Raw genomic sequence first — 25009 nt, 5'->3', positions numbered from 1 at the left:
GCACAGCGCATGCAACCGCACCAACAAGTACTCGCTTTGGGGATCGTATGGCTAGTCAGCCTGATTGCCCTCACCTTCATCATTCCGAAGGTACGACACCGTGTCTTCCTCCACGGCGTCGACGCGGGCAGACAGCAGCAAAGGGCCGATCTGAAGCTGCAGATCAACGGTCTGCAGGCAGATCTGGACGAGGCACGCATTCAGGCTGAAGCAGCACAACGCAAGCACCATCTGACAGTGGCTAACCTCAAAGCCAGTATTGCTGAGCTTGAAGCCCGCGTCATGTCGTACACCGGTCTGGCCGTGACCAAGAAGGACTATGAGAGGCTTGTTAGCGCCTCGTCTACTATCCGCCTGGCCCAACGTACGTTCAAAGCGTTGAACATCGAATCAGAAGCCACCAAAGCAGGTGCACAGGTTGACTTGGTTGACGACTTGGCCAAGCGGATTCACGAACAACTTCGCGTCAACCGTGGTAGCGCCGCTACCTCAGGAGTTGCCGCATGATCGCTAACACTCCACGCAGCTGCATCGTCTACGGTCCAGCGGGATGCGGCAAATCCACCCATGCCTATGCCATCGCCAAAGCGCTTGGCTTGAGTCGCATTCACGATAACTGGACTGCAGGCGCCGTAGTGCCGCTGTTTGATACTTTAATCCTGACAGACGCGGACAATCCCTCCTGGTACTTCAACGGCCGGATGCTGACTTTCAACCAGGCGATGCGGCTGATCGAGAATGGAAAAGCCAATGACCCGGCTGCGCCCGAGGCAGAGCAGCGACCCGCGGCTTGGCTCGGCCAGGCCGGGCTGTACCGCATTCGGTTCGATGCCGTGCGCAATTTCGAGCAGTCTGTCACGCCGGTCTCCGCCGCCGAGCTCTTCAACCTTGCCAGCAAGCAGGTGCTCAACCAGGTAAATGAGGGCCGGCAATCCGCTCGACCAAGCAGCGCAAAACCGATTTCGCATGAGCAGGAGGGCCATGCATGAAGACAGCCTTTGTGTTGATGGCGCAGTACAACGGCGTAGCGATTATCTCGCTCGAACAGGTATGCGCTGACTACTTCACGCACCTCACGCCGCTCGTATTCCAGCGCAAGGTGCTGGCCGGGGAGATCCAGCTGCCAATCACCCGACTTGAATCGAGTCAGAAGAGCGCCCGAGGCATACACATTGCCGATCTAGCCCTGTATCTGGACCAGCAGCGAGATGCTGCGCGCAAAGAGTGTGCGCAATTGAATAAGAGGTGACGGGCGGGCAGATACGGAGAGTGCGCCCCATGGTAAATGTCAGTCGTTCACAGCGAACATCTGACTGCATCCGCCCCTCCTCCTAGTCGAACCCACTTTAGCCACTTTGCATCGATGGCCGCCTACGATCGGCGGCTATTGATCTGCTCCCTAAGTGGGCTGGATGGGAATAGCCAAACTGCCCTAGTCCCTTACACGATACTGGCCGCTTTCGACCAATTGCAGAAATTCAGGGGCTCTCCAAGATGTGGTGTTGCAGGTCGCATCGAGACTTATCTCCTAACAGACCACCCGTCAGCTTGACCCCGCGTGGAGCAGTGTTTCAATACCTGCTAGAACGTTTCGCGGATCGCGACTATGCATCGCGACATATACCCGCATAGTTCCCGAGTTCACCAAGGCCAGCACACATGAAGGTGTCCAAGTTCGAGAGTCACACAAGCAGTCAGCTCATCAAGGCCATTTTCCAGTAGTGAAAGGGCCAGCGCATCTGCCTTATGATCACCAGGCTACTGTGTGAACTCATACAGCGCCTCGCCAAACAAAATAGTCATTTAGGTGAAAAATTCGTCTAGCCGTTAGAGTCGCGCTCGGTGACAACCAATTTTGATTTATAGCTTAAACACCATCACCATAAATTTGGCGTCGTATCGCGTAATCAACCTCGCAATAGCCAGGATATAGTTTACCGCAGGAGAAGTCACGCTCGTCATAACCCGGGAAATACTCAACCCCATCCTCATCCTGCTTAAACTGAATGTACATTTGAGGCGAGCCATTCAGCACCCTGTTGTTTAATGATATAATATGGTTGGCGGCCTTAATTAATTGGTAAAACAAGCTTTGGAGTACACCTTTTCGATATGAAATGTATTTTTCTCGCTGGAAGTAATCAAGATGCTGGCAGCTTACCCAGTAAGCATATTCATCACCTTCAATATATTTGTTTTCGTGCAGACAACAAATGGTGACAAGATCGCGACATACAGAATTAAAGTTGCGAATGGCACTTATAAGTGCCGTGGAATTTATATCATTCTCGTGATCCTCTATTATCCACTCAACTTGAGATAAGTAGGATTGAATTCGAAGCAGGAACTGCTCTGAAATCCGAACATCATAATAAAAAAACGGCAGAAAACAGCAGTAGTAAACAAGGTTGCTCGGATCTATCTTATCGCACCAAAATCGGTAGATTCGCGATGTCGACAGGTCTCGACTGGATGTGTTTCGTGCGTAGAACAATTCAGAATCTAAGAAATCTACAATTGTTTTTAGCTTGGAAAGATCAGAGTTATTAACTATTTCCCTGACTAGATCGGCCACATCAAGCATGTCGCTTTTGGTATCGAATTCGTATTCAGCAGTGCCTATTTTGGCAATCCGATGATTAGATTTGCTCACAATATTTAGAATTATCAACCTATCATAATTTTTATAGAGGCCTTTTTCTATAAACTTGTCGACAGTGTGTTTCGTTTTGGTTAGGGCTGACGTGGACGTCACCTGAAAAGCAACTCGACTTTGGCTGTCACCTAAATCTATCGCAGCAGCATTATTGTTAATGATATTAATATTTTTAAGCTTGAGACCATAAATTAAATTCAGAAGACCGCAATAAAAATCTTCTGCACCATGATTTATATCCGTTAGCGCCATGCCGTTATGAATCTCGACCTGGGCTTTTAACCAAGCGAGCGCTGCTATTATTTCTTTGTGATAGTTAAGTCGATTCATTTCTTTGAGTGCTCCGAAAATTCATAAGTGGCTATGAGAAAGCAGCAGTCGTGACACTACCAAAAATTCGCAAGCCGGTGGCCAGTGATGGCCAAAAGCTACATTTAGTTATGATGGATGTCCACTCAATATTTTGGGTAGTCGCTTTGGGAATAACCCACCCGAATATCACGGACGCATGATAGAAGCACGCGATGATGCGCTCTGATGTCGTTCAGATTGACTGTTCAAGGCTTGAGGATGGGGGATTGTCAGCGTTGCTCAACTGAGCAGGAGCGCTTTAGGGAGGTTCACGCGGGAGCTTAAGGTGCATAGATCAAATTCGACAACAGGCCTTCTCAGTGCTTTGAATGGGAGTCGATAGCGTCCGCTTTCAAGTCAGGCTGTGTGAAAACGTTCGACGCGATCCGGCTGGTTAGAAAACGACCAGAATTCCGCGCTCCTGCGCGAAATCTGGGCTAGCTGAATAACCAAGCCATTACAGATTTCACGTACGCTCGCGCTCTTCAGCGATCCGTTTACGTTTTCACACAACCGGGGTCGAAAGCGGCCACCCTACAATTCAGATAGACCCAAAGCGGTGTTGAGCGCAGAGCAGATCATGGCCGCTTCGGGCCGCTCAAACCGTTCATTGGACTAATCAGGCCCGGTGCATAGAATCGTCAAGACAAGTGCAAGTGACGCTGAATCTGCGCATCCCTCAAACAACTACTCGGCACGTGTGCCTAGGTAGGCTGGCGCCTGGATGATCCGCTCTAACCAAATCCATTCCATATATCGATCCCCACGCCCCCTCAGATGGGTGTAACGCCGCAGCGAGTTCCAGTCACGATGACCGGAAACACTCGATACACGCGGGATGTCCCAATCCATTTCGAACAACCGGCTCACACCTTCATGGCGCAGATCATGAAAATGCAGGTCCTCCACGCCAACCATCTTGCACGCTCTGGACCAGGCTGTGCCGATTGAGTCGGTGTTGTAAGGAAAGATCTCAGCGCACTGACGCGGCATGCTTTGCACAATCGCCCACGCCTCATCCGGTAGATGGCACCACACATCGTTACCGATTTTCTGCCCTGGGTTCTTCATATCCCGCACTTTCACCGCCTGGCGGTGCTCATCCAGATCCTCCCACATGATGCGAGCGATCTCGTCCATACGCCGCGTAGAAAAGATGGCAAACGCCACGACCTTCGGCATGTGAATGACAGTCGGACGCCGTGCAAGCATCTCGAAAAAGTGCTCAAGCACCTTGTCGAGTTCTTCAAGCGTTGGCCTGCGATCCCGCTCCCGGCTTTTCATGTTGTAGCCCAGGCGTTTCAGGACAAGGCGTGCGTCGGGCATAGCCTGGGGGTTGATTTCGTACTCCCACGCTGCCCTGGCCAGCGACAACACTGAACCCAGGTGAGCCAGATCATTGCCGGCTGTCTGCGGCTGGATGCCACCGCCTGAGGGGCTCATACGCCATAGGGCATAGTCCACCAGCACCTGCTGGTTAATTTCGGAGTCGACCATCTCACCCAGGTAGCTGCTTTTGATGGCGTTCAACGTGCGTCGCTTGGTCTCGCCCAGTGGCCGGGCTTTTTCTGCCTCGACCAGGTAACGGTCGATCATCTGCTTGACCGTGTGCCCTACCCGCTTGGCGCGCTCGATAGCACCAGGCTCAGACAGCTCGGTTTCCCGTCGCTTCGCCCAGGCCACTGCAGCCTGTTTGCGGGCGAACGTTTGGCTCTCTTGGTAGACTGTCACCTTGTCGCGATTAATGCGGATCTGGACGAGGTAGCTGCTGCTGCCATCGGCTTTTTTACGCGTTCTGATCGTTGCCATCTGAGATTGGTACACGTCGTCTGTCGGTTGGTACATTGTACCAAGCGCTTGGTTAAAACGCCCCAAAATCCCGAAGATTGGTACAAAACACGTTGAACGAAACGACTGCAAAATCAGGCTATAAGCCAGAAACCACGCGCCCTGGGCCTTCCCGCCGCTTCAGCGTTGCACCTATGATGGACTGGACCGACCGCCACTGCCGGTTCTTCCTGCGCCTGCTATCCAAGCACACCCTGCTCTACACCGAAATGGTCACCACCGGTGCCCTGCTGCACAACGACGCCCAGCGCTTTCTACGTCACGATGCCAGCGAACACCCGCTGGCCCTGCAGCTGGGCGGCAGTGTGCCGGCAGACTTGGCTGCCTGCGCCAGGCTCGCCGAGCAGGATGGTTATGACGAGGTCAACCTGAATGTCGGTTGCCCCAGCGACCGGGTGCAGAACAACATGATCGGTGCCTGCCTGATGGCGCATCCGGCGCTGGTGGCTGATTGCGTGAAGGCCATGCGCGATGCGGTGTCGACCCCTGTGACGGTCAAGCACCGCATTGGCATCAATGGGCGCGACCGTTATGCCGAGCTGTGCGATTTTGTCGGCCAGGTGCGCGAGGCTGGGTGCCGCAGCTTCACTGTGCATGCGCGTATCGCCATTCTTGAAGGCTTGTCGCCGAAAGAGAACCGCGAGGTGCCGCCGCTGCGCTATGACGTGGCGGCGCAGCTGAAAGCGGATTTCCCAGACCTGGAAATCGTGCTCAACGGTGGTATCAAAACCCTGGCAGAGTGTGAAGCGCACCTGCAAACCTTTGATGGGGTGATGCTGGGGCGCGAGGCTTATCACAACCCTTACTTGCTGGCAGACGTGGACCAGCGGCTGTTTGCCAGCGCTGCGCCGGTGGTTACGCGCAGCGAGGTGATGATGCAGTTGCGGCCTTACATCGTGGCGCACATGGAAAGTGGCGGTGCGATGCACCATGTCACCCGGCATATTCTTGGACTCGCCCAGGGGTTCAAGGGGGCGCGGCGGTTCAGGCAGTTGCTGTCGGCGGATATTCACAAGGCGGCGGAGCCGCTGGTGGTGTTTGATCAGGCGTTGGAGTTGTTGCAGGGGCGGTGATTTTTGGTGGCCTTGGGGTTGGGGCTGCTTTGCAGCCCATCGCGAGCTTTGCTCGCTCCTACGCTGAATGGGGTATGGGGCGGGCAAGCGATTCCAGCCTGTTTATGCCGAGACGTTCTAAACAGCAGTCTGCCGTTCGGGGTCAAACGCCTGCGCCTTCGCGCTGCGCCCCACCCATGCGGGAACCTGGCCCCCAGCGCACACTCGAACAGTCACCTCTCGTAAAGCCTTGCCCTTGAGCGACCCTCGGGGCTGGGGTAATGTCGAGTCATTGCACAGGACAGAGCACGCCCATGACCTCCAAGCTGGAACAACTCAAGCAGTTCACCACCGTGGTCGCCGACACCGGGGACCTGGACGCCATTACCCGTCTGAAACCGGTCGATGCCACCACCAACCCGTCGCTGCTGCTCAAGGCAGCGGCCATCCCGGCTTATGCCGACTTGCTCAAGCAGGTTAAAGCCGAAGCCAAGGGTGACGTGGACCTGGCCTGCGATGCGTTCGCGGTGGCGGTGGGCTCCGGCATTCTCAAGGCGATCCCTGGGCGGATTTCCACCGAGGTGGATGCGCGTCTGTCGTTCGATGAGCCTGCACTGCTGGCCAAGGCACGCACCCTGATCGGCCTATACGACAAAGCCGGTGTTGGCCGTGACCGCGTGCTGATCAAGCTGGCGTCTACCTGGGAAGGCATCCGCGCCGCTGAGAAGCTCGAGCAGGAAGGCATCCAGACCAACCTCACCCTGCTGTTCTCCTTCGCTCAGGCCCAGGCCTGCGCCGATGCGGGTGTGTTCCTTATTTCACCCTTCGTAGGCCGTATCTACGACTGGTACAAGAAAAATACCGGCAAGGAATACACCGGCGCAGAAGACCCAGGCGTGCAGTCGGTTACGCGCATCTACAACTACTACAAGGCCAATGGCTACGACACCGTGGTGATGGGTGCCAGCTTCCGCAACGTTGGCCAGATCGAACACCTGGCGGGCTGCGACCGCCTCACCATCAGCCCTGAACTGTTGCAGCAACTCAGCGACGATCAGGGCGACCTGCCGCAGGTGCTCAAACCCGGCAATGCCGGTGAGCCAAAGCAAGCACTCAACGAAAGCCAGTTCCGCTGGGCCATGAACGAAGACGCCATGGCGACAGAGAAGCTCGCCGAAGGCATTCGCCAATTCGCCCGCGACCAGGAAAAGCTCGAGAAGGTGATGGCAGAAAAGGCCTGACACAGTTCGCGTTTGCCTAACGGGCGGGAAATGTTCAGCATTTCCCGCCCGTTTTGCTTCTGCCCCTGCAATCCTGACTAGGCCCGTGCGGCCGGCCCTCGCTCACATGACCACGCCTCCTGTACTACCCCTTGTCCTCGCCGGCCCGATACTTCGCCGGCTGGAGCCACAGCGCCTGGCTATCTGGCTGGCAGCCACACGACCGCTACAGCCCGACGTCGTGTTCCATTCGGCCGAAACCAAGGTGGAATGCCAGGTGGTTGCGGTGGGGCAGCATGCGTTCATTCACCTGCTGGAAGTTCGCTTCGAGCAGCCGCTGCCCTGCGATCAGTGGCTGGACTACGACGTGCTGATCAATGGCGAGGGTATCGCAAGCTGGGCGCCACACCTGCTCTACCCCGGCCAGCAGCGCCCCAACCTGGTGCTGCGCGGGCGGCTTGATCACCTGCTGCATGGCTCCTGCCGCAAACCGCACCACCCCGCGGCTGACGGCCTGCTGTGCGCTGATCGGTTGCTTGAGCGGTGCACACAACCCCAAGATCGCCCGGCAGTGCTGATGATGACAGGGGACCAGGTATACGCCGACGATGTGGCAGGCCCCATGCTGCGAGCCATTCATACCCTGATCGAACGGCTGGGGTTGCACGACGAGCAGCTAGATGGCGCAGTGGTGGCGGACAGCCAGGCTTTGTACCGCCACCCGGCCAGCTACTACCACCGCGCCCATCTGCTTCCTGCACAAGCCCGTAACGAAAACCTGCGGGCGCGCTTTTTCGGTGGCAAGCGCAAGCCGATCTTCTCGTCCAGCAACGCCGACAACCACCTGGTCACCTTCGCCGAAGTCATGGCCATGTACCTGTTGGTATGGTCGCCCGTGCCTTGGCAACTGGTGCATCTGGACATGCCCGAGAGCCTCGACCCTGCATGCCGCACGCGCTACCAGCGCGAATTACCGCTGGTGCAGGGGTTCGCCGAACGCCTGGGGCAAGTCGCTCGGGCAATGGCTCACCTGCCCAGCCTGATGATTTTTGACGACCACGACATCACCGACGACTGGAACCTCTCGGCGCAGTGGGAGCACACCGCCTACGGCCATCCACTTTCGCGACGCATCATCGGCAATGCCTTGATGGGATACCTGGTGTGCCAAGGCTGGGGTAACGACCCGGACGGGTGCGGGCCATTGATCAAACGCTGCCAATCAATGAACGCGCACAACCAGGATGCGCTGATCGGCGAACTGTTGCGCTTCCAGGGCTGGCAATTCAGCTTGCCTACCCACCCGCCGTTGCTGGTGCTCGACACCCGCACCCGCCGCTGGCGCAGTGAAGGTAACCCGGCCAGGCCCTCCGGCCTGATGGACTGGGAGGCCCTGAGCGAATTGCAGCAGGCATTGCTGGACCACCCCTCTGCGGTGGTCGTGTCGCCAGCGCCTATCTTTGGCGTGAAACTGATCGAGACCGTGCAAAAAGTATTCAGTACCCTGGGTTATCCCCTGCTGGTGGACGCCGAGAACTGGATGGCCCACCGCGAAGCCGCACAGGTCATCCTGAACATCTTCCGCCACTCGCGCACACCTGGGCATTACGTGGTGCTGTCAGGGGATGTGCACTACTCATTCGTCTACGAAGTGTTGATCCGCGACCGGCAGCACAGCCCACACCTGTGGCAGGTCACCAGCAGCGGGATCAAGAACGAATTCCCCAGGCGCCTGCTGGATGTGCTCGACCGCCTCAACCGGTGGCTCTACGCGCCAAGGTCACCTCTGAACTGGTTCACGTCGCGCCGTGAAATGCAGGTTGAGCCACGCACACCCAACCGCAGCCAGGCCGGCGAAAGGCTCTGGAACGGGGCAGGTTTGGGGCAGGTATTCTTTAACGAGCAAGGGCGCCCGGCGCGGGTTTCTCAGCTTGACGCGGGCGGTGGCGAGGCTACCGAGTTTGAGCGCCGGTAAAGGATCAGCTGCGTTCCAGCGCACTCACAAGGTCATGGAAGGCTTCACGGTTCGAGTCGTTCAGGCCCATGAGGATTTTGTGCGCCTCCAACACCTTGGAGCGCACCACTTCTTCGTTCTGGTCCTGCGAAGGCAAGTCGGCGAGGCATTCCGGGCAGGGTATCGGGCGGTCGACGATGTTGAACACCTGGTCGAAGCCCATCGACTGCAGCAGCCGGGAAATGTCCGGGTTGGTGGTTACCACGGTCGGCAACAAGCCCACTTTCTGGCGTGACAGGATCGACAGCTTGGCCAGCAGGCCCAGGGTGGTGCTGTCGATGCTCTCGGTTTCGGTGAGGTCGATGACAATGGTCGAGAAATTCAGCGCGGTGAAGATCTTCTCGATCGTTGCATCCAGCGCAGAACACAAGGTCAGGCGCACTTCACCGACGAATTTCAGTACGAAGGTACCGTTCTGCTCGGCGAACTGGATTCTACCGGTACTCATTGAAGGTTCCTGCTCAACACCAATAGGGCGATATCATCCGGCATCTCCCCAAGCGTAGCCAATCCAAAACGTTGACGCAGCCCATCCAGGCTACCACCTGCTGCCCTGACGATCTCCGGCAGGGCGGCTTCTTTATCTTTGAGCGTGGCACCCGGCAAAAGGTCCAGAATACCGTCGGACATCAGGCTGAGGCTGAACCGCGGTGGCAATTCGATCACCTGGTCCTGATAGCTCGCTTCGTCGAACAGCCCCACCGGTAAGCCACGGCCTTCGAGGTAGTGGGTGTGCTCCGGGGTGTGCAGCACCGGCATGGGCAGGTGCCCGCCAACTGCGTAGGTCAGCAGGCCGGTGTCCTCGTCGATCACCCCCCCCACCATCGTCACGTGCTTGCCGAGCTTGCAGTTGATCAACCCACGGTTGATATGGCTGAGCACTTCCGACGGTTTGAAGTCGGGCATCTTGCCGCCACGCTTGAATTCGAACAACAAACGCGTGGTCATGAACTTGAGCAGCACCGTGACGAACGCCGACGAAGCACCATGGCCAGACACATCGGCGAGATAGAACGCGATGCGGCGCTCATCCACGCGGAAGTAGTCGGCGAAATCGCCAGACAAGTACAGCGATGGAATGATCTGGTGCTCGAAAGCGAAGTCGCCCGCTACCCAAGGGCTTTCGGGCAGCATGTTCATCTGCACCTGGCGCCCGGCGGTCTGGTCCTCCTGCAACAGGTGCAGGCTGGCTTCCAGTTCGCGGTTGGCGGCTTCGAGCTTGCCACGGTAGCGCTGGTTTTCAAGCACCAGGTGCGCCCGATCGAGCGCGCGCCGTACCGACAGTTCAAGTACCGCCAAGTCTTCCAAAGGCTTGATGAGGTAATCGGCAGCCCCCAGCCGCAAGGCCTCGACTGCATCGGTCATGACCCCTGCACCCGACACAACGATCACCGGCAACTGCGGCGCGCGTGCACTGATCTGGCGGATCAGTTCGAGCCCGCCCATCTGCGGCATGCGCAGGTCGCAGATCACAAGATCAGGCTGGTGTTCTTCGAAGACCTGGAGCCCCTGCTGGCCGTTGCCAGCCTGGAGAACGCTGAAGCCACTGTCTTCAAGGTAGGCGGCGAGGCTTGCACGGACCACGTCGTCGTCATCGATGATCAGCAGCGTTGCACTGGTTTTCTGCATGTGGGCGAACGGCGCCGATTTGGGTTGGTGCAGCGGTGTCGGCAAGGCAGACGGCCAGCTACGGGAGTTCTATTTGTTCACACTCTACCTGAGTTGTAGGCCAAGAACACCTGCCCGGCAACTGTCAGAGCGACCTTGTAAGGCGCAGACGGTACTCCCATCCGCCAGGCGTTTCAAGCGTGTAACGGTCAGCCAGGGCGCTCTTTACAGGGCAAATCACCGGGAGTTATAAGAAAGCCGACCAGTGCAACCCTAACGGAAGGATGCAGCATGTCTAACACGTCCATTAGCCACAGCGAAAAACGCGATTTCATACGCATGCGCATCGATACCGAGGTGACCCTGCTGCACGAGGGCCAGGTCATTGCCGCCGTGTGCCTGGACCTGTCCAGCAGTGGCATGCAGGTGCAGGCGCCACAAAGCTTTCAGGTAGGTGATAAGTTGGAAGTGCGCATCGACTCCGACCACCCGTCACTCAAAGGCCTGCGTGCCAGCACGGAAGTGGTGTGGATTGCGGGCCAGCCAGACGGGCAACACACCTTCGGGCTGCGCATTCTGGCCATGCATTGACCCAAGGGGCCGCGGTGCGGCCCCCCTCTCCATCAGAAGTCGTCTTCGACCTCGCCGTCGCGCACCTTGAACTCGCGGTTCTGCAGGTAGGCGTTGCGGATGAAGATGTACTTGTCACCCTGAATCAGCTTCTCGGCAGACAGCAGGCTGGCGCGAGTATCCACCACGTCGAGGGCGAAGATGGAGTTGCGCGTTGGCACATGGTCGATATAGCGGTACGGCCTGGTGAACGTGTCCGGGTACTTGGCCACGCCGTCACGTACAGTGCTCGGCCCCAGTAGCGGGATGACCACGTACGGGCCACTTGGCACCCCCCAGTAGCCCAAGGTCTGGCCGAAGTCCTCATCACTGCGCTGCAGGCCCATCTTGGTACCCACGTCGAAGAAGCCGCCCAGCCCGAAGGTGGTGTTGACGATGATTCGCGCAGTATCCACGCCCGCCGCATGCGGCTTCAGTTGCAGCACGTTGTTGGCCAGGTTGGTGACATCCCCCAGGTTGCGGAAGATGTTGTGGATGCCGTCTTCAAGAAATTGCGGCGTGACAAACTGGTAGCCCTTGGCCAACGGCTTGAGCGCGTAGGTGTCGAGGGTATCGTTGAAACGGAAGATCGGGCGGTTGACCGCTTCCCAGGGATCTTCCTCGGTGGCGGCCTGGGTGGCTGCCACGGGTGCCAGCAACATGCCGGCACAGACACAGGCCTGGGTGACTCGTTCGATCACACTGGCACCGATCCTACGCATAGTGTTTCTCCATCGGGTTTTCGGCCGCAAGCGCAACCGGTCGCGCTGCTGTAAGGCGGCAGTATAGAGACTTGCGTGCCGATAAACAGCTTTGCAAGTGTATATGGAATTATTGTGACCAAGTGTTGCTCAAGACGTGCTGTCACAGCACGGCAACATTTTTTCAATAATCTGCCGGCTATTTGCGAGGACGTTGCCATGGATGCTGAACCGGCCTTCACAGCGGTACTGTTCGGCTTGCGCGGCTGCCTGGTACAAAGCGCCGAAACCGGCCCGTCGCCGGCCCCCGGCGCCCTGGCCACCCTCGCCCACCTGCGCGAACGCCAGGTGCCCTGCATCTGGCTGGATGACCTCACAGGCCAGCCCAGCCAGCCCTTTGCCAATGTGCTGCCAGGCTGGTTGCCTGGGCACCGGGAGCAAGGCGCCCGCTGGCCTGCCCCCAACGGTTGCTGGCAGGCACTGATGGCGCTGGGCAGCCAGCGCCTGGACGGCTGCGTACTGGTCAGCGGCGAACCTGGGCTGTTGCAAGCCGGCCTCAATGCAGGGCTATGGACGGTTGGCCTGGCCGCCTGCAGCCCGCACTGCGAGCGCAGCGCCCGTGAGTGGCAGGGCATGACTGCGCAGCAGCAGGGTGCGGCGCGCGGCAAAGCGACCCTGGAACTGTTCAGCCTGGGGGTGCATTCGGTGATCGACCACCTGGAAGCCCTGGACAACTGCCTGGCGCATATCGCCCAGCGCCGCAGCAAGGGTGAAAAACCCTGATACAGCACCCTTGACGCGGGTCATGCAAAGCCGCTGCAGGTGGATTACGCTTTACACAGGCCAGAACCTTTGCCGCTTCGCTGAGGTCCATGGCTTGCCAAGCCATTGATGGAGAAAAGCCAATGCCTGCCCGCGAACTGCAAGAGCGTCTGAACACCCTGCGCGAGCAACTGGACCGCAACGTTCCGCTCTCGGATGAAGAGCTGGCCGCGCTGCACGAAGAAGCGCGCCAGATCGAGGCGCAGCTGAAACTTGAGGAAGCCACCCCTGACAACAATGTGGTCGATGGTGTGAACCTGGCCATCGAACGGTTCGAGGCGGAGCACCCTGACCTTACGGCCACGCTGCGCAGTATTGCCAACTCGTTGCACAGCATGGGTATCTGAGGTTACCCGGGGGCCTTGGCCCCCGGTCGCAACCCGCGTTCGCCCGTGACTCGGGGCCGGGCTACTGGCGCACCAGGCGGCCGTTGGCTGGGGTGATGGTGGTGGTGCTGCGGTAGGGGTTGATGTCCAGCCCGCCACGGCGCACGTAACGTGCGTACACGGTCAAATGCTCCGGCTGGAGCAGGTTTTTCAGGTCCAGATAAATGCGTTCCACGCACTGTTCGTGGAAATCGGCATGTTGACGGAAGCTGATGAGGTAAGTCAGCAGGCTGGCATGGTCCAGCGCCCTGCCCTTGTACTCCACCACGACGCTCCCCCAATCGGGCTGACCGGTCACCGGGCAGTTGGACTTCAGCAAGTGGCTGTGCAGGGTTTCTTCGACCACCCGCTCGGTATCACAGCGCAGCAGTTCAGGCTGAGGCTGTTCGTAGTTGCTGATGGCAACGTCCAGCGCATCCACACACAGCCCTGGCAACGCCACCACGCCCTGCGCCTCGACCTCGGCCAGGGTGCGAACCCTGACCGCTACCGCCTTGCCGGCGGCGGCTGACAAGTCGTTTTCCAGGCACGCCTGCAACTGCTCGAACGACGCGAACACGGTCTGGTTCAGCGAGTTGAGATAGAGTTTGAACGACTTGGATTCAATGATGTTCGGCGAGTCGGCAGGGATCGCAAACTCACCGATCGCTACCACGGGCTTGCCCGATGGCAATAGCCAGGACAGCTCGAAACAGTTCCAGTAATCCACGCCCTGCCATGGCAAGGTCTGGGCAGTGACGCCCAGTTCCGCCCACTTGGCGGTGCGCGGAATCGGGAACAGCAACTGCGGCGAATAAGTGGCGATGTACTCGCTGGATTTACCCAGCGGTGAGTGTTCGGCGGCGGGGTGCATGGAAACTGACCTGCAAGTTCGAAATTGCCGCTAGTCTACCGGTTTTACACCCCGCCTTGCAGCGCCCGTCACTCGATGGTCAATGGGCCGACCATGCCGGCCTGGTAGTGCCCGGGTACATTGCAGGCGAACTCGATGGGCGCCGAGGTGCGGAAGGTCCAGGTGAGCTCGGCGCGCTGGCCGGGCATCACCAGCACCGTGTTGCCGCCACCGTGGGCATGCCCGCCCGCCTGCTCTGCGCCTTGCGCATGGCCCGCCATCTGCCCGTGATCCATGCCCTGATGCCCGCCAGTGGCGCTGTACAGCTTGCCCTGCATGGCCACCATCTCCTTCTGGTGCTCCTCGTGCATGGCCTTGGTGCCCAGGTTGAACTCATGGGGCAGCTGGCCCTCGTTCACCAGCACGAAACGCACGGTTTCACCTGCTTTTACCTGCAGGTTCTTGGGCTCAAAGGCAATGTCCTTGAGCAGCACCTCGACGGTGCGGGTTGCTTTCGCAGCCGGCGCAGGCTCACCGAAGGGGAAGCGTTGCGCAGGCTCTGCAAGCGCAGGCAGGCTGGCCAATGCAAGGGCAGATGCGATCAACAGGCGGTACATGGCGTCTCCACGGCTCAACGATCAGATGCCGCAAACCTTAAACTGCGGCGACTGCCAGCAAGCTGACCGCAACATTACAACTTTGTCAGTTTGGCTAGGATGATGCCAGGTCACGTATTATTTAAGACCTCGCAACGCCGGAGCCCAAGCCCGCAATGAAACTGCTGATCGTCGAAGACCAGGCCCGCACCGGCCAGTACCTGAGCCAGGGCCTGAACGAAGCCGGCTTCGCCACCGAGCTGGCCACCGACGGCGAAACCGGCCAGTTCCTGGCCCTGACCGGCGGCCACGACCTGTTGATTCTCGATGTGATGCTGCCAGGACGCGACGGCTGGCAGATCCTTCAGGCCGTGCGTCAGGCAGGCCTGGGTACACCGGTGTTGTTCCTGACCGCCCGTGACGCGGTGGCAGACCGGGTGCGGGGACTGGAACTGGGTGCCGATGACTATCTGGTGAAGCCGTTCGCATTCTCCGAATTGCTGGCCCGGGTGCGCAGCCTGCTGCGCCGGGGAGCCAGCCCGGCCAGCGAAACCTCACTGGGCCTGGCCGACCTGCGCCTGGACCTGATCCGCCGCCGCGCCGAACGGGCCGGCCTGCGCATCGACCTGACCGCCAAGGAATTCGGCCTGCTGGAACTGCTGCTGCGCCGCCAGGGCGAAGTGCTGCCCAAATCACTGATCGCCTCGCAGGTGTGGGACATGAACTTCGACAGCGACACCAATGTGATCGAAGTGGCGATCCGCCGGCTGCGCCTGAAAATCGACGACGCGCATGGCAACAAGCTGATCCACACCGTCCGCGGCATGGGCTACGTGCTTGAAGAGCGGGCACCGTGATGGGCAAGGTATCGCTGGTCAACCGCCTGGCGCTGCTGTTCGCCGCCTGCACAGCCGCCGTGTCGCTGGGGGCCGGCCTGCTGTTCAACCACGCCAGTGAGCAGCACTTCATCGAGCTGGACCAACAACTGCTGGAATCCCGGCTGTCCTTGCTGCGCGCGCAACTGGCCGGGGTCACCCGCGCCGAAGACCTGCGCGCCCGCCTGCCCGCCCTGAGGGCCGAACTGGGTCACCAGGCCGACCTGGGCCTGCGCATCATCGCCAGCGACGGCACACGCTGGTTCGAAAGCCGCAACGGGTTACCTGCACTGCCGGTGCCCGGCGGCCTTGCCACCTTGCACGCCCAGGGCACCGATTACCGCAGCCTGGCGCAACCGTTGCTGCCGGGCGCCCCGCAGTCGCCGCAAGTGGCGCTGTACCTGGATATCACTCACCACCAGCATTTTCTGCAGGGCATGCAACGGTTGATCTGGCTCACGGTGGGCCTGTCGGCGCTGGCCACTGCGCTGCTGGGCGCCTGGGCTGCACGCAGCAGCCTGCGGCCGTTACGGCAAATGGGCCAGGTGGCGGCCAGCGTGGGCGCAAGCTCGTTGACCACACGCCTGCCGGTGGCGCAGATGCCCGACGAGCTGGCAGAACTGGCCACCGCCATGAATGCCATGCTGCAACGCCTGGACGACGCCTTCCAGCGTCTGTCGGCGTTTTCGGCCGACATCGCCCATGAGCTGCGCACGCCATTGTCCAACATGCTCACCCACACCCAAGTCACCCTCACCCGCCCGCGCAGCCTGGAGGAATACCACGAGGCGCTGCATGGCAACCTTGAAGCACTGCAGGGCATGGCGCAGATGATCAACGACATGCTGTTCCTGGCCAAGGCCGACCATGGCCTGCTGGTACCTGGGCAGACGCCGCTGGCGCTGCATGATGAAGCAGATGCCTTGCTGGAGTTCTACGCGCCCCTGGCCGAAGACAACAGCGTGACCCTGCACCGCGAAGGGCAGGCCACGCTGAGCGGCGACCGGCCGATGTTGCGCCGGGCACTGTCCAACCTGCTGGACAACGCCCTGCGCTTCACCCCCGACGGTGGGCAGGTGCAGGTGACCTTGCAACCCGGGCCTGTCATCTGCGTGGCCAATACCGGCGCGGCCATCAGCCCGGCCGCCCTACCGCGGCTTTTCGACCGTTTCTATCGGGTAGACCCGGCCCGCCATGAAGGCAGCCGTGAGCATGCGGGGCTGGGCCTGGCGCTCACCAAGTCCATCGTGCAAGCCCATGGTGGGGACATTACGGTAGCGTGTGCAAACGGCTGGACACGCTTCGTGATCACGTTCTCAGAAGCGCACTGAGAGGGGCGCAGCACGCCCCTCCTGGGGTACCGGCTGTGGTTACACAGCCAGGCCGATCGCCGGCTGCACCTGCGAGGCGCGGTAGGCCGGGTAGAGGGTGGCAAGGAAGCTCATCACCAGGCCAGCCGCGCAGATGATCGCCACATCCCCCCACTGCAGCTCGGAGGGCAGGCTGCTGATGAAGTACACGTCCGAGGTAAAGATGTGCTGGCCGCTCACGCGCTCCAGCCAACCGACGATCTGGCTCACATTCAGCGCGGCAATCACACCCAATACGCCGCCGATGAGCGTGCCGACCACCCCGATCAGGCTGCCTTGCACCATGAACGTGCCCATGATCTGCGCAGGCGTGGCACCCAGGGTGCGCAAAATGGCGATGTCCGGGCCCTTGTCGTTCACCACCATCACCAAGGTGGCGATGATGTTGAATGCGGCCACGGCGATGATCATCATCAGCAACAGGCCGATCATGGTCTTTTCCATCTTCATGGCACTGAACAGGCTGCCCTGGGTGTGGGACCAATCATCGGCGCGGTAGCCGTCGCCCAGTTGCGCAGCAATGGCCTTGGACACCTGCGGCGCGGCGTACAGGTCATGCAGCTTCAGCCGTACGCCCTGCACCTGGCCCGGCGCCCAGCGTTGCATGGCTGCGGCATCGGCCATGTGAATGTAGGCCTGGGAACCGTCGAGTTCGGCGCCCACCTTGAAGATGCCCACCACGGTCAGGCGCTGCATGCGCGGCGTGATACCGCCTGGCTCGGTGCTGATTTCCGGCACGATCAGGGTTAGCTTGTCACCGGTATTGAGGCGAAAGCGCCGGGCGGTCAGCTCGCCGATCACCACCCCGTACTCGCCGGGCTGCAGGGCCTGCAATTGGCCCTGGACGATGTGCTGGCCAACGATAGAGACCTTGCTCTCCTGCGCTGGGTCGATGCCGCCTACCTGGATGGGCTGCATCGCGCCTTTGTAAGACAACATGCCTTCCATCTCGGTGATCGGCGCCGCCGCCATCACGGCCGGGTTCTGCAGGGCGGCGTCGGCCACCTTGTGCCAATTCTCCAGTGGCTGCTCGCCAAGGATGGCGGCATGGGGCACCAGGCCGAGGATGCGCGAGCTCATTTCGCGCTGGAAGCCGTTCATCACCGACAGCACCACGATCATTGCCAGCACGCCCAGCGACAGGCCGATCATCGAAGTCATCGAGATGAACGAGATGAAGTGGTTGCGGCGCTTGGCCCGGGTGTAGCGCGCGCCGATGAAAATGGGCAAGGGTCTGAACATGTGCAAGAACACCCAATGAAAAACGGAAAACGGGGCGGCAGTGCCGCCCCGGCAAATCGGTCAGATCGCCACCAGGTGGCCGTCTTCGAGCTTCAGCACGCGGTCCATCTGACGGGCCAGGTTCAGGTCATGGGTGACTACCAGGAATGCCGTGCGCGATGCACCCGACAGCTCCTGCATCAGCTCCTGTATGCCCTGGGCGGTGTGGTGGTCGAGGTTGCCGGTGGGCTCGTCGAGCATCACCAGCCCCGGGCGGTTGACCAGCGCCCGGGCAATGGCCACCCGCTGACGCTCACCGCCGGACAATTCTGCCGGCTTGTGGTTGAAGCGGTGGGCCAGGCCCACGCGCGTGAGCAGCGCTTCGGCACGCTCACGGGCCTCGGGGATGGGCGTACGGCCGATCAGCAGCGGCATGCACACGTTCTCGACGGCGGTGAACTCGGGCAGCAGATGGTGGAACTGGTAGACGAAACCCAGCGCCCGGTTGCGCAGCAAGCCGCGGGCACGCTCCCCCAACGCCGACAACTCTTCACCGGCCAGCCAGACGCTGCCCTGGGTCGGCCGGTCGAGGCCGCCCAGCAGGTTGAGCAAGGTACTCTTGCCCGAGCCAGAACTGCCGACGATGGCCACACGCTCACCGGGGTGCAGCTCCAGGTTGAGCCCGGACAACACCTGCACCGATTCCGGCCCCTCGTCGTAGGCCTTGCCCAGGTTGCGGCAACTCAGAACGGCTTTATCACTCATGCGCGACTCACTCATAACGTAGCGCCTCTGCAGGCTGGGTGCGGGCGGCACGCCAGGCCGGGTACAGGGTGGCGAAGAAACTCAGGACCAGCGCCGCACCACAGACCATGTACACATCCTGGGCCTGGATCTGCGAGGGCAGGTAATCGATGAAATACACGTCGGCATTGAGGAACTTGTGCCCGATCAGTTTCTCGATGCCGGCGATGGCGGCGCTGACGTTAAGCGCCGCGAGGATGCCGACCACGGCACCGATCAGGGTGCCGATCACGCCAATCACCGTGCCCTGGACCATGAAGATGAGCATGATCTGGCCCGGGGTAGCCCCCAGTGTGCGCAGGATGGCGATGTCGCCGCGCTTGTCGTTCACCACCATCACCAGCGTGGAAATGATGTTGAACGCAGCCACTGCAACGATCAGCAGCAACAACAGGCCGATCATGGCCTTCTCCATGCGGATGGCCTGGTACAGGTTGCCGTGGGTACGGGTCCAGTCGCGGCTGTAGAATTCCTGGTCGCCCAGGCGCTGGGCGATGTCATAGGCCACCCGTGGCGCCTGGAACAGGTCATCGAACTTCAGCCGCAGGCCCTGCACCTGATCGGGTTTCCAGCGGTGCAGGCGCGACAGGTCGCTGATGTTGGTCAGCCCCAGGTAGCCGTCGATCTCACCCGCGCCAACGTGGAAAGTGCCCACTACGGTAAAGCGTTTCATGCGCGGGAACATGCCGGCAGGCGTCACACTGACCTCGGGGGCCACGAACGTGAGCTTGTCGCCAATGGCCACGCCCAGTTTGGCAGCGGCCTTGTCCCCGATCATGATGCCCCACTCGCCCGGCGCCAGCTGGTCCAGGCGGCCTTGCAGGAGGAACTTGTCGATGATCGACACCTCCCGCTCGCGCGCAGGGTCGATGCCGTTGAGCAGCACCTTCTGCACCTTGCCATCATGGGTCAGCAGGCCCTGCATCTGGGTGTAGGGCGCTACGGCCAGCACCTGAGGATTCTGCTTTACTTGTTGGGCAAGGGCCGGCCAGTCGGCGATGGGCTGGCCGCTCTCCAGGGTGGCATGCGGGATCATGCCCAACACCCGGGTGCGCATTTCGTGGTCAAAACCGTTCATGACCGATAGCACCACGATCATCACCACCACGCCCAGGGCGAGGCCGATCATCGAGGTCAGGGAAATGAACGAGACGAAGTGGTTACGGCGTTTGGCACGGGTGTAACGCGTGCCAATGAATGCGAAAAGAGGTCTGAACATGTCGGGGCTTGTTCGGATGAAAGGGAACGTCCTTGTGGCGAGGCGCCTGCGGCGGCTTTACACTCGGACCACTGCCGCTACCCAGGGTTCGCCATGACGACATTAGACGAAGAAGATCGCCGCGAATACTACCGCATCGCAGACCGCATCGCACTTCAATTAAGCCCCCTGAGCGCAGCGCAAGCCCTTGAGGCAGATGTGTTGCAGGATGAATCCCCACTGTTCAACCTGCTCAGCGAGCTGCATTTGTCCGACTTCGAGGCCCAGCACCTGCTGCGCCAGCTGAGCGACAAGGACCGCACCCTGGCCGCGTTCCTGCGGGCGCAGAACAAACGCCTGGACCTGCTCAGCGCAGTGGTGGCCCAGACCTTGCTCGGCGAAGTGGGCCAACCGCAACCGGTGGTCATCTCCGAGGGCGGCATCGAATGCGTGCAGGCCACCCCCGTGCCACCGGGCACCCGCGTGAAGGTGAAACTGGTGCTGATGCCGCGCGCCCATGGCCTGCTGCTGCGCGGCAAGGTCACCCACTGCGACCCGCGCAGCCAGGGCGGGTTCGACATTGGCACCGAATTTACCGACATGACCGACGCCCAGCGTCAATTGCTGGCCCGCTATATTCTGCAGCGCCAGCAACAACAGCGACGTGAGCAACTGGAACACAACGACCCTGCGTCCTGAATGCCTTTTCTCTCTGATTTGAAGGAACGAACGTGACCCTGATCTACGGCCATCGCGGCGCCAAGGGCGAAGCACCCGAGAACACCCTCAACAGTTTCCGACAGTGCCTGTCTCACGGCGTGATGCGCTGCGAGCTGGACCTGCACCTGTCGGCAGACAACCAGCTCATGGTCATCCACGACCCGAGCCTCAAACGCACCACAGGCAAACGCGGCAAGGTGGTCGAGCACCCGGCGGCAGACCTGGTCAAGATCGACGCACGCAACGGTGGCCCGGGCTGGGTGCAGCCCTGCCCTATTCCGCGGCTCGAGGAGTTGTTCGAGAAGTGCCCGTTCGAGCACTGGCAGCTGGAAGTGAAAAGCGCCTCGCGCACCCGCGCCGCCACCACGGTTCTGGCCATTCGCGAGCTGGCACAGCAATACGGCCTGCTGGACAAGGTGACCATCACGTCAAGTTCACGTGAAGTACTGGGCGCCGCCCAGGAACTGGTGCCAGACGTGCAGCGCGGCCTGGTGGCCGAGTACGCCTGGCTGGACCCGCTGAAAGTGGCCCAGAACTACGGCTGCCAGATGCTGGCGCTGAACTGGACACTGTGCACCCCCGAGCGCCTGCTCAAAGCGCAGGGCCAGGGTTTGCACGTGTCGGTGTGGACGGTCAACGAACCCGCGCTGATGCGAAGGCTCGCCGACTTCGGCGTGGACAGCCTGATTACAGACTTTCCCGGTTTGGCCAGGACCACCCTCGGGCAGGGTTGAATTCGGTCTCTCCGACCGGCTCAGGCCACCGGTCGGAGCCGCTCAAAAAAGCCGGTTCAGGCCGTCGTACGCCGCTACCCGATAGGCCTCGGCCATGGTCGGGTAGTTGAACGTGGTGTTGACGAAGTACTTCAGGTTGTTCAGTTCGCCAGGCTGGTTCATCACCGCCTGCCCGATGTGCACAATCTCCGAAGCCTGGTAGCCGAAGCAGTGCACGCCCAGCACCTGCAGGGTTTCCCGGTGGAACAGGATCTTCAGCATGCCCTGGGGCTCACCGGCAATCTGCGCCCGCGCCATGCTCTTGAAGAACGCCTTGCCCACCTCGTACGGCACCTTGGCCTGGGTGAGTTCCTGCTCGTTCTTGCCGATGGAGCTGATCTCGGGAATGGTGTAGATGCCGGTGGGCACATCGTTGACGAAGCGCCAGCTACCGTTGTCGACGATGCTGCCGGCGGCAGAACGGCCCTGGTCGTGGGCAGCACTGGCCAGGCTCGGCCAGCCGATCACGTCGCCCGCACCATAGATGTTCGGCACGCTGGTGCGGTAGGCCTCGTCCACTTCGATCTGGCCGCGGCTGTTGACCTTGATGCCGATGTTCTCCAGGCCCAGCTTGTCGGTGTTGCCGGTACGGCCATTGCACCACAGCAAGGCATCGGCCTTGATCTTCTTGCCCGACTTCAGGTGCAGGATCACACCGTTGTCCAGCCCTTCCACGCGCTCGTAATCTTCGTTATGGCGCACGGTGATGTTGTTATTGCTGAAGTGGTAGCTCAGCGCCTGGGAAATTTCCGAATCCAGGAAGCTGAGCAACTGCCCCCGGTTGTCCACCAGCTCCACCAGCACGCCCAGGCCGCTGAAGATGGAGGCATATTCGCAACCGATCACCCCGGCCCCGTATACGATCAACTTGCGCGGGGTGTGGCTGAGGCTGAGGATGGTGTCGCTGTCATACACCCGCGGGTGGTTGAAGTCGATGTCGGCAGGGCGATAGGGGCGCGAGCCGGTGGCGATGATGATGTGCTTGGCGTTGAGTTTTTCAACCACACCGTTGGGGCACACCACCTCGATGGTTTGTTCGTCAGCGAAGCTGCCCGTGCCGAAGAACAGGTCGACGCGGTTGCGCGCATAGTAGCCGGTGCGTGAAGCCACCTGCTTGGCGATGACCTTTTCGGCGCTTTTCAGCACATCAGGGAACGAGAACCAGCGCGGCTCACCGATGGCGCGGAACATGGTGTTGGTGTTGAACTGCATGATCTGCCGCACTGAGTGGCGCAGTGCCTTGGACGGAATGGTACCCAGGTGAGTGCAGTTACCCCCGACCTGGCGACGGCTGTCCACCATCGCCACCTTGCGCCCTGCTTTGGCGGCGTTCATCGCCGCACCCTCACCGGCCGGGCCGGAACCCAGCACCACTACGTCGTAGTTGTAGACAGCCATGCGTACTCCTTCAGAACTGGCCCGCAAGCCACGGTCGCTTGCGGGGCGCGATCATGTCGCCAGGGCGCCATGAGAAAATTCGGGTGCAGTCTAATCAAGCGTGAACGCCGCGCACATTAACCCTTGGTCGCGTCGTAGGCCAATTTTACCCGCACTACATAGGGTCACCGATTCCCTGGCGTTGATCATCCCTGCTGGTGCTTTCACTCGCCTTTCGACGCCTGCCGAATGCGGGGCAGTCACCCAGCCACTGCACAAAAGCGTCGGCCATTCTCCGTCAAATGCCGGATGGAGTCACCCGGGCACTCGCCGCCGGCCAGAACGAAAACGGGAACCCGAAGGTTCCCGTCTGCTCATGGCCTTGCAGGCGTATCAGTGCGGGAATGCTGGCGGGTTGACCCCGGCCATTTCTTCCATCACACGGACCACCTGGCAGCTGTAGCCAAACTCGTTGTCGTACCACACGTACAGCACGACACGGTTGTCGTTGCAGATGGTGGCCTCGGCGTCTACCACACCGGCGTGACGCGAACCGACGAAGTCGGTGGACACCACTTCCTGCGAGCTGACGTAGTCGATCTGCTTGTGCAGTTCCGAGTGCATGGCGGTCTGGCGCAGGTACTCGTTGATTTCTTCGCGGGTGGTGGCCTTGTCCAGGTTCAGGTTCAGGATGGCCATCGACACGTTCGGCGTCGGCACGCGAATGGCGTTGCCGGTCAGCTTGCCCTTGAGTACTGGCAAGGCCTTGGCGGCAGCGGTGGCAGCACCGGTTTCGGTGATGACCATGTTCAGCGGCGCGGCACGGCCACGACGGCTGCCCTTGTGGAAGTTGTCGATCAGGTTCTGGTCGTTGGTGAACGAGTGAACGGTTTCGACGTGACCATTGATGATGCCGTACTGGTCGTTGACAGCCTTGAGCACCGGCACGATGGCGTTGGTGGTGCAGGAGGCGGCCGAGATGATCTTGTCATCGGCAGCGATGTCGCCGTGGTTGATACCGTGCACGATGTTCTTCAGCGCGCCCTTGCCAGGTGCGGTAAGGATCACGCGACCGGCGCCCGGGCAGGCCAGGTGCTGGCCCAGGCCGTCGGCATCGCGCCATACGCCGGTGTTGTCGACGATCAGTGCGTTCTCGATGCCGTACTGGGTGTAGTCGACTTCGCTCGGGCTCTTGGCGTAGATGATCTGGATCAGGTTGCCGTTGGCGGTGAGGGTGTTGTTGGCTTCATCGATGGTGATGGTGCCATCGAACGGGCCGTGCACCGAGTCGCGACGCAGCAGGCTGGCGCGCTTGACCAGGTCGTTTTCAGCGCCTTTGCGCACGACGATGGCACGCAGGCGCAGGCCGTCGCCACCACCGGTTTTTTCGATCAGGATGCGTGCCAGCAGGCGGCCGATGCGACCGAAGCCATACAGCACCACGTCGGTGCCCTTGCGCGCAGCAGCGTTCTGCTGGCCAACCACTTCGGCCAGTTCTTCGCGGACGAACTGCTCGGCCGTACGGCCATTGCCTTCCTGCTTGAACTTGTTGGCCAGCTTGCCCAGGTCGACCGAAGCGGCGCCCAGCTTCAGCTCGCTCATGGCCTTGAGCAGGGGGAATGTCTCGTGAACAGACAGTTCGGTTTCGTCGGTTTGGCGATGACGCGCAAAGCGGTGCGCCTTGAGGATCGAGATAACCGAACGGTTGATCAGGCTACGGCCATAAATCGAGCTCACCACATTGTTGTTGCGGTAGAGCTGACCGATAAGCGGGATCATCGCTTCAGCCAGGGCTTCACGATCGATCCACTCACCAAGACACTGGTCGGGCTTCTGAGTCACGGGAACCTTCCACATGTAGGGACAGAAAAAAGGGGCTACATTATGACGCCCCGATGCGTAACCGGCAATGAGCGCCTGTCGCGGTGACGCAGGCCAGCAATCATGCCCATCCAAGCCTGACAGCCGGCACGGTC

25 protein-coding genes are annotated in these 25009 nt (G+C 60.5%); 13 read left to right on the top strand and 12 right to left on the bottom strand.

The features are described from left to right. The first annotated feature begins 9 nt into the window (after positions 1–9). Genes PPA02S_RS05235 through PPA02S_RS05220 form a run of 3 tightly spaced genes read left to right on the top strand, consistent with a single transcriptional unit; the run spans position 10 to position 1249 of the window. Positions 10–507 carry a hypothetical protein gene (locus PPA02S_RS05235; RefSeq protein WP_028632503.1) on the top strand — a complete coding sequence of 166 codons (498 nt, stop codon included), beginning with the start codon at positions 10–12 and terminating at the stop codon, positions 505–507. After that, positions 504–989: a P-loop nucleotide/nucleoside kinase family protein gene (locus PPA02S_RS23290; RefSeq protein WP_245614635.1), complete on the top strand. Its 486-nt coding sequence runs from the start codon at positions 504–506 to the stop codon at positions 987–989. Before PPA02S_RS05235 ends, PPA02S_RS23290 begins: the two co-directional genes overlap by 4 nt. Further along, entirely contained in the window at positions 986–1249 is a 264-nt protein-coding gene (locus PPA02S_RS05220) for a pyocin activator PrtN family protein (RefSeq protein WP_028632502.1), read from the top strand. Before PPA02S_RS23290 ends, PPA02S_RS05220 begins: the two co-directional genes overlap by 4 nt. A 618-nt stretch (positions 1250–1867) precedes the next feature. Here PPA02S_RS05220 and PPA02S_RS22365 read toward each other — a convergent pair. Both PPA02S_RS22365 and PPA02S_RS05210 read right to left on the bottom strand, forming a co-directional pair. Then, positions 1868–2986, bottom strand: coding sequence for an SMEK domain-containing protein (locus PPA02S_RS22365; protein WP_050577084.1), 1119 nt, complete (start codon positions 2984–2986; stop codon positions 1868–1870). Positions 2987–3694: 708 nt separating this feature from the next. Next, entirely contained in the window at positions 3695–4816 is a 1122-nt protein-coding gene (locus PPA02S_RS05210; protein ID WP_028632501.1) for a site-specific integrase, read from the bottom strand. A 92-nt stretch (positions 4817–4908) separates the two neighbouring features. Between PPA02S_RS05210 and dusA the strand changes: the two genes are divergently transcribed. The 3 genes from dusA (at position 4909) to PPA02S_RS05195 (ending at position 9102) form a co-directional block, all read left to right on the top strand. Then, positions 4909–5928 (top strand): tRNA dihydrouridine(20/20a) synthase DusA, encoded by a 1020-nt coding sequence (gene dusA / locus PPA02S_RS05205; protein ID WP_028632500.1) that lies wholly within the window; start codon positions 4909–4911, stop codon positions 5926–5928. Positions 5929–6221: 293 nt separating this feature from the next. Next, positions 6222–7148 (top strand): transaldolase, encoded by a 927-nt coding sequence (gene tal, locus PPA02S_RS05200; RefSeq protein WP_028632499.1) that lies wholly within the window; start codon positions 6222–6224, stop codon positions 7146–7148. Positions 7149–7254: 106 nt separating this feature from the next. Further along, on the top strand, positions 7255–9102 hold the full coding sequence (locus PPA02S_RS05195; RefSeq protein WP_028632498.1) for an alkaline phosphatase D family protein: 1848 nt from the start codon (positions 7255–7257) through the stop codon (positions 9100–9102). A 4-nt stretch (positions 9103–9106) separates the two neighbouring features. Here the strand turns inward: PPA02S_RS05195 and rssC are convergent, their stop codons facing one another. Then, positions 9107–9589: an anti-sigma factor antagonist RssC gene (gene rssC, locus PPA02S_RS05190; protein ID WP_028632497.1), complete on the bottom strand. Its 483-nt coding sequence runs from the start codon at positions 9587–9589 to the stop codon at positions 9107–9109. Next, positions 9586–10770, bottom strand: coding sequence for a two-component system response regulator RssB (gene rssB, locus PPA02S_RS05185; protein ID WP_028632496.1), 1185 nt, complete (start codon positions 10768–10770; stop codon positions 9586–9588). The genes rssC and rssB overlap by 4 nt, the downstream gene beginning before the upstream one ends. A 270-nt stretch (positions 10771–11040) precedes the next feature. Between rssB and PPA02S_RS05180 the strand changes: the two genes are divergently transcribed. Further along, entirely contained in the window at positions 11041–11340 is a 300-nt protein-coding gene (locus PPA02S_RS05180) for a PilZ domain-containing protein (RefSeq protein ID WP_028632495.1), read from the top strand. Between the two features lie 32 nt (positions 11341–11372). Here the strand turns inward: PPA02S_RS05180 and PPA02S_RS05175 are convergent, their stop codons facing one another. Beyond that, positions 11373–12080 carry an MlaA family lipoprotein gene (locus PPA02S_RS05175; protein ID WP_028632494.1) on the bottom strand — a complete coding sequence of 236 codons (708 nt, stop codon included), beginning with the start codon at positions 12078–12080 and terminating at the stop codon, positions 11373–11375. 198 nt (positions 12081–12278) lie between these two features. Here PPA02S_RS05175 and pcrP point away from each other — a divergent pair, with 198 nt between their 5' ends. Next, on the top strand, positions 12279–12842 hold the full coding sequence (gene pcrP, locus PPA02S_RS05170) for an HAD superfamily inactivated hydrolase PcrP (protein ID WP_028632493.1): 564 nt from the start codon (positions 12279–12281) through the stop codon (positions 12840–12842). Positions 12843–12964: 122 nt separating this feature from the next. Beyond that, the gene (locus tag PPA02S_RS05165) at positions 12965–13228 is read left to right on the top strand and encodes a DUF4404 family protein (RefSeq protein ID WP_028632492.1); all 264 of its coding nucleotides are present in this window, start codon (positions 12965–12967) and stop codon (positions 13226–13228) included. A 61-nt stretch (positions 13229–13289) separates the two neighbouring features. Here PPA02S_RS05165 and queF read toward each other — a convergent pair whose 3' ends face one another. Together queF and PPA02S_RS05155 are read right to left on the bottom strand one after the other, a co-directional pair. Further along, entirely contained in the window at positions 13290–14120 is an 831-nt protein-coding gene (gene queF / locus PPA02S_RS05160; protein WP_028632491.1) for an NADPH-dependent 7-cyano-7-deazaguanine reductase QueF, read from the bottom strand. Between the two features lie 68 nt (positions 14121–14188). Beyond that, a complete protein-coding gene (locus tag PPA02S_RS05155; protein ID WP_028632490.1) occupies positions 14189–14716 on the bottom strand; it encodes a cupredoxin domain-containing protein in 528 nt (175 codons plus the stop codon). A gap of 155 nt (positions 14717–14871) precedes the next feature. Here PPA02S_RS05155 and PPA02S_RS05150 point away from each other — a divergent pair, with 155 nt between their 5' ends. Both PPA02S_RS05150 and PPA02S_RS05145 read left to right on the top strand, forming a co-directional pair. Continuing rightward, positions 14872–15552, top strand: coding sequence for a heavy metal response regulator transcription factor (locus tag PPA02S_RS05150; protein WP_028632489.1), 681 nt, complete (start codon positions 14872–14874; stop codon positions 15550–15552). Further along, the gene (locus PPA02S_RS05145; protein WP_174435878.1) at positions 15552–16901 is read left to right on the top strand and encodes a heavy metal sensor histidine kinase; all 1350 of its coding nucleotides are present in this window, start codon (positions 15552–15554) and stop codon (positions 16899–16901) included. The genes PPA02S_RS05150 and PPA02S_RS05145 overlap by 1 nt, the downstream gene beginning before the upstream one ends. A gap of 39 nt (positions 16902–16940) precedes the next feature. Here the strand turns inward: PPA02S_RS05145 and PPA02S_RS05140 are convergent, their stop codons facing one another. The 3 genes from PPA02S_RS05140 to PPA02S_RS05130 are packed head-to-tail and all read right to left on the bottom strand — an operon-like array spanning position 16941 to position 20184. Continuing rightward, positions 16941–18182 carry a lipoprotein-releasing ABC transporter permease subunit gene (locus PPA02S_RS05140; protein ID WP_028632487.1) on the bottom strand — a complete coding sequence of 414 codons (1242 nt, stop codon included), beginning with the start codon at positions 18180–18182 and terminating at the stop codon, positions 16941–16943. 60 nt (positions 18183–18242) lie between these two features. Beyond that, positions 18243–18926 (bottom strand): lipoprotein-releasing ABC transporter ATP-binding protein LolD, encoded by a 684-nt coding sequence (lolD, locus tag PPA02S_RS05135; RefSeq protein WP_174435876.1) that lies wholly within the window; start codon positions 18924–18926, stop codon positions 18243–18245. Between the two features lie 7 nt (positions 18927–18933). Continuing rightward, positions 18934–20184 carry a lipoprotein-releasing ABC transporter permease subunit gene (locus tag PPA02S_RS05130; protein ID WP_028632485.1) on the bottom strand — a complete coding sequence of 417 codons (1251 nt, stop codon included), beginning with the start codon at positions 20182–20184 and terminating at the stop codon, positions 18934–18936. Positions 20185–20277: 93 nt separating this feature from the next. Here PPA02S_RS05130 and PPA02S_RS05125 point away from each other — a divergent pair, with 93 nt between their 5' ends. Together PPA02S_RS05125 and PPA02S_RS05120 are read left to right on the top strand one after the other, a co-directional pair. Continuing rightward, positions 20278–20862 carry a PilZ domain-containing protein gene (locus PPA02S_RS05125; protein WP_028632484.1) on the top strand — a complete coding sequence of 195 codons (585 nt, stop codon included), beginning with the start codon at positions 20278–20280 and terminating at the stop codon, positions 20860–20862. A 32-nt stretch (positions 20863–20894) separates the two neighbouring features. Further along, on the top strand, positions 20895–21617 hold the full coding sequence (locus PPA02S_RS05120) for a glycerophosphodiester phosphodiesterase (protein ID WP_028632483.1): 723 nt from the start codon (positions 20895–20897) through the stop codon (positions 21615–21617). A gap of 42 nt (positions 21618–21659) precedes the next feature. Here the strand turns inward: PPA02S_RS05120 and sthA are convergent, their stop codons facing one another. After that, positions 21660–23054: a Si-specific NAD(P)(+) transhydrogenase gene (sthA, locus tag PPA02S_RS05115; RefSeq protein ID WP_028632482.1), complete on the bottom strand. Its 1395-nt coding sequence runs from the start codon at positions 23052–23054 to the stop codon at positions 21660–21662. 372 nt (positions 23055–23426) lie between these two features. Beyond that, positions 23427–24890, bottom strand: coding sequence for a glyceraldehyde-3-phosphate dehydrogenase (locus PPA02S_RS05110; protein WP_033727928.1), 1464 nt, complete (start codon positions 24888–24890; stop codon positions 23427–23429). Positions 24891–25009 lie beyond the last annotated feature (119 nt).

Source organism: Pseudomonas parafulva NBRC 16636 = DSM 17004, assembly GCF_000730645.1.
Lineage (GTDB): Bacteria > Pseudomonadota > Gammaproteobacteria > Pseudomonadales > Pseudomonadaceae > Aquipseudomonas > Aquipseudomonas parafulva.
Note: the sequence above shows the minus strand (reverse complement) of the source record. Positions and strands in the feature narration are given on the sequence as shown.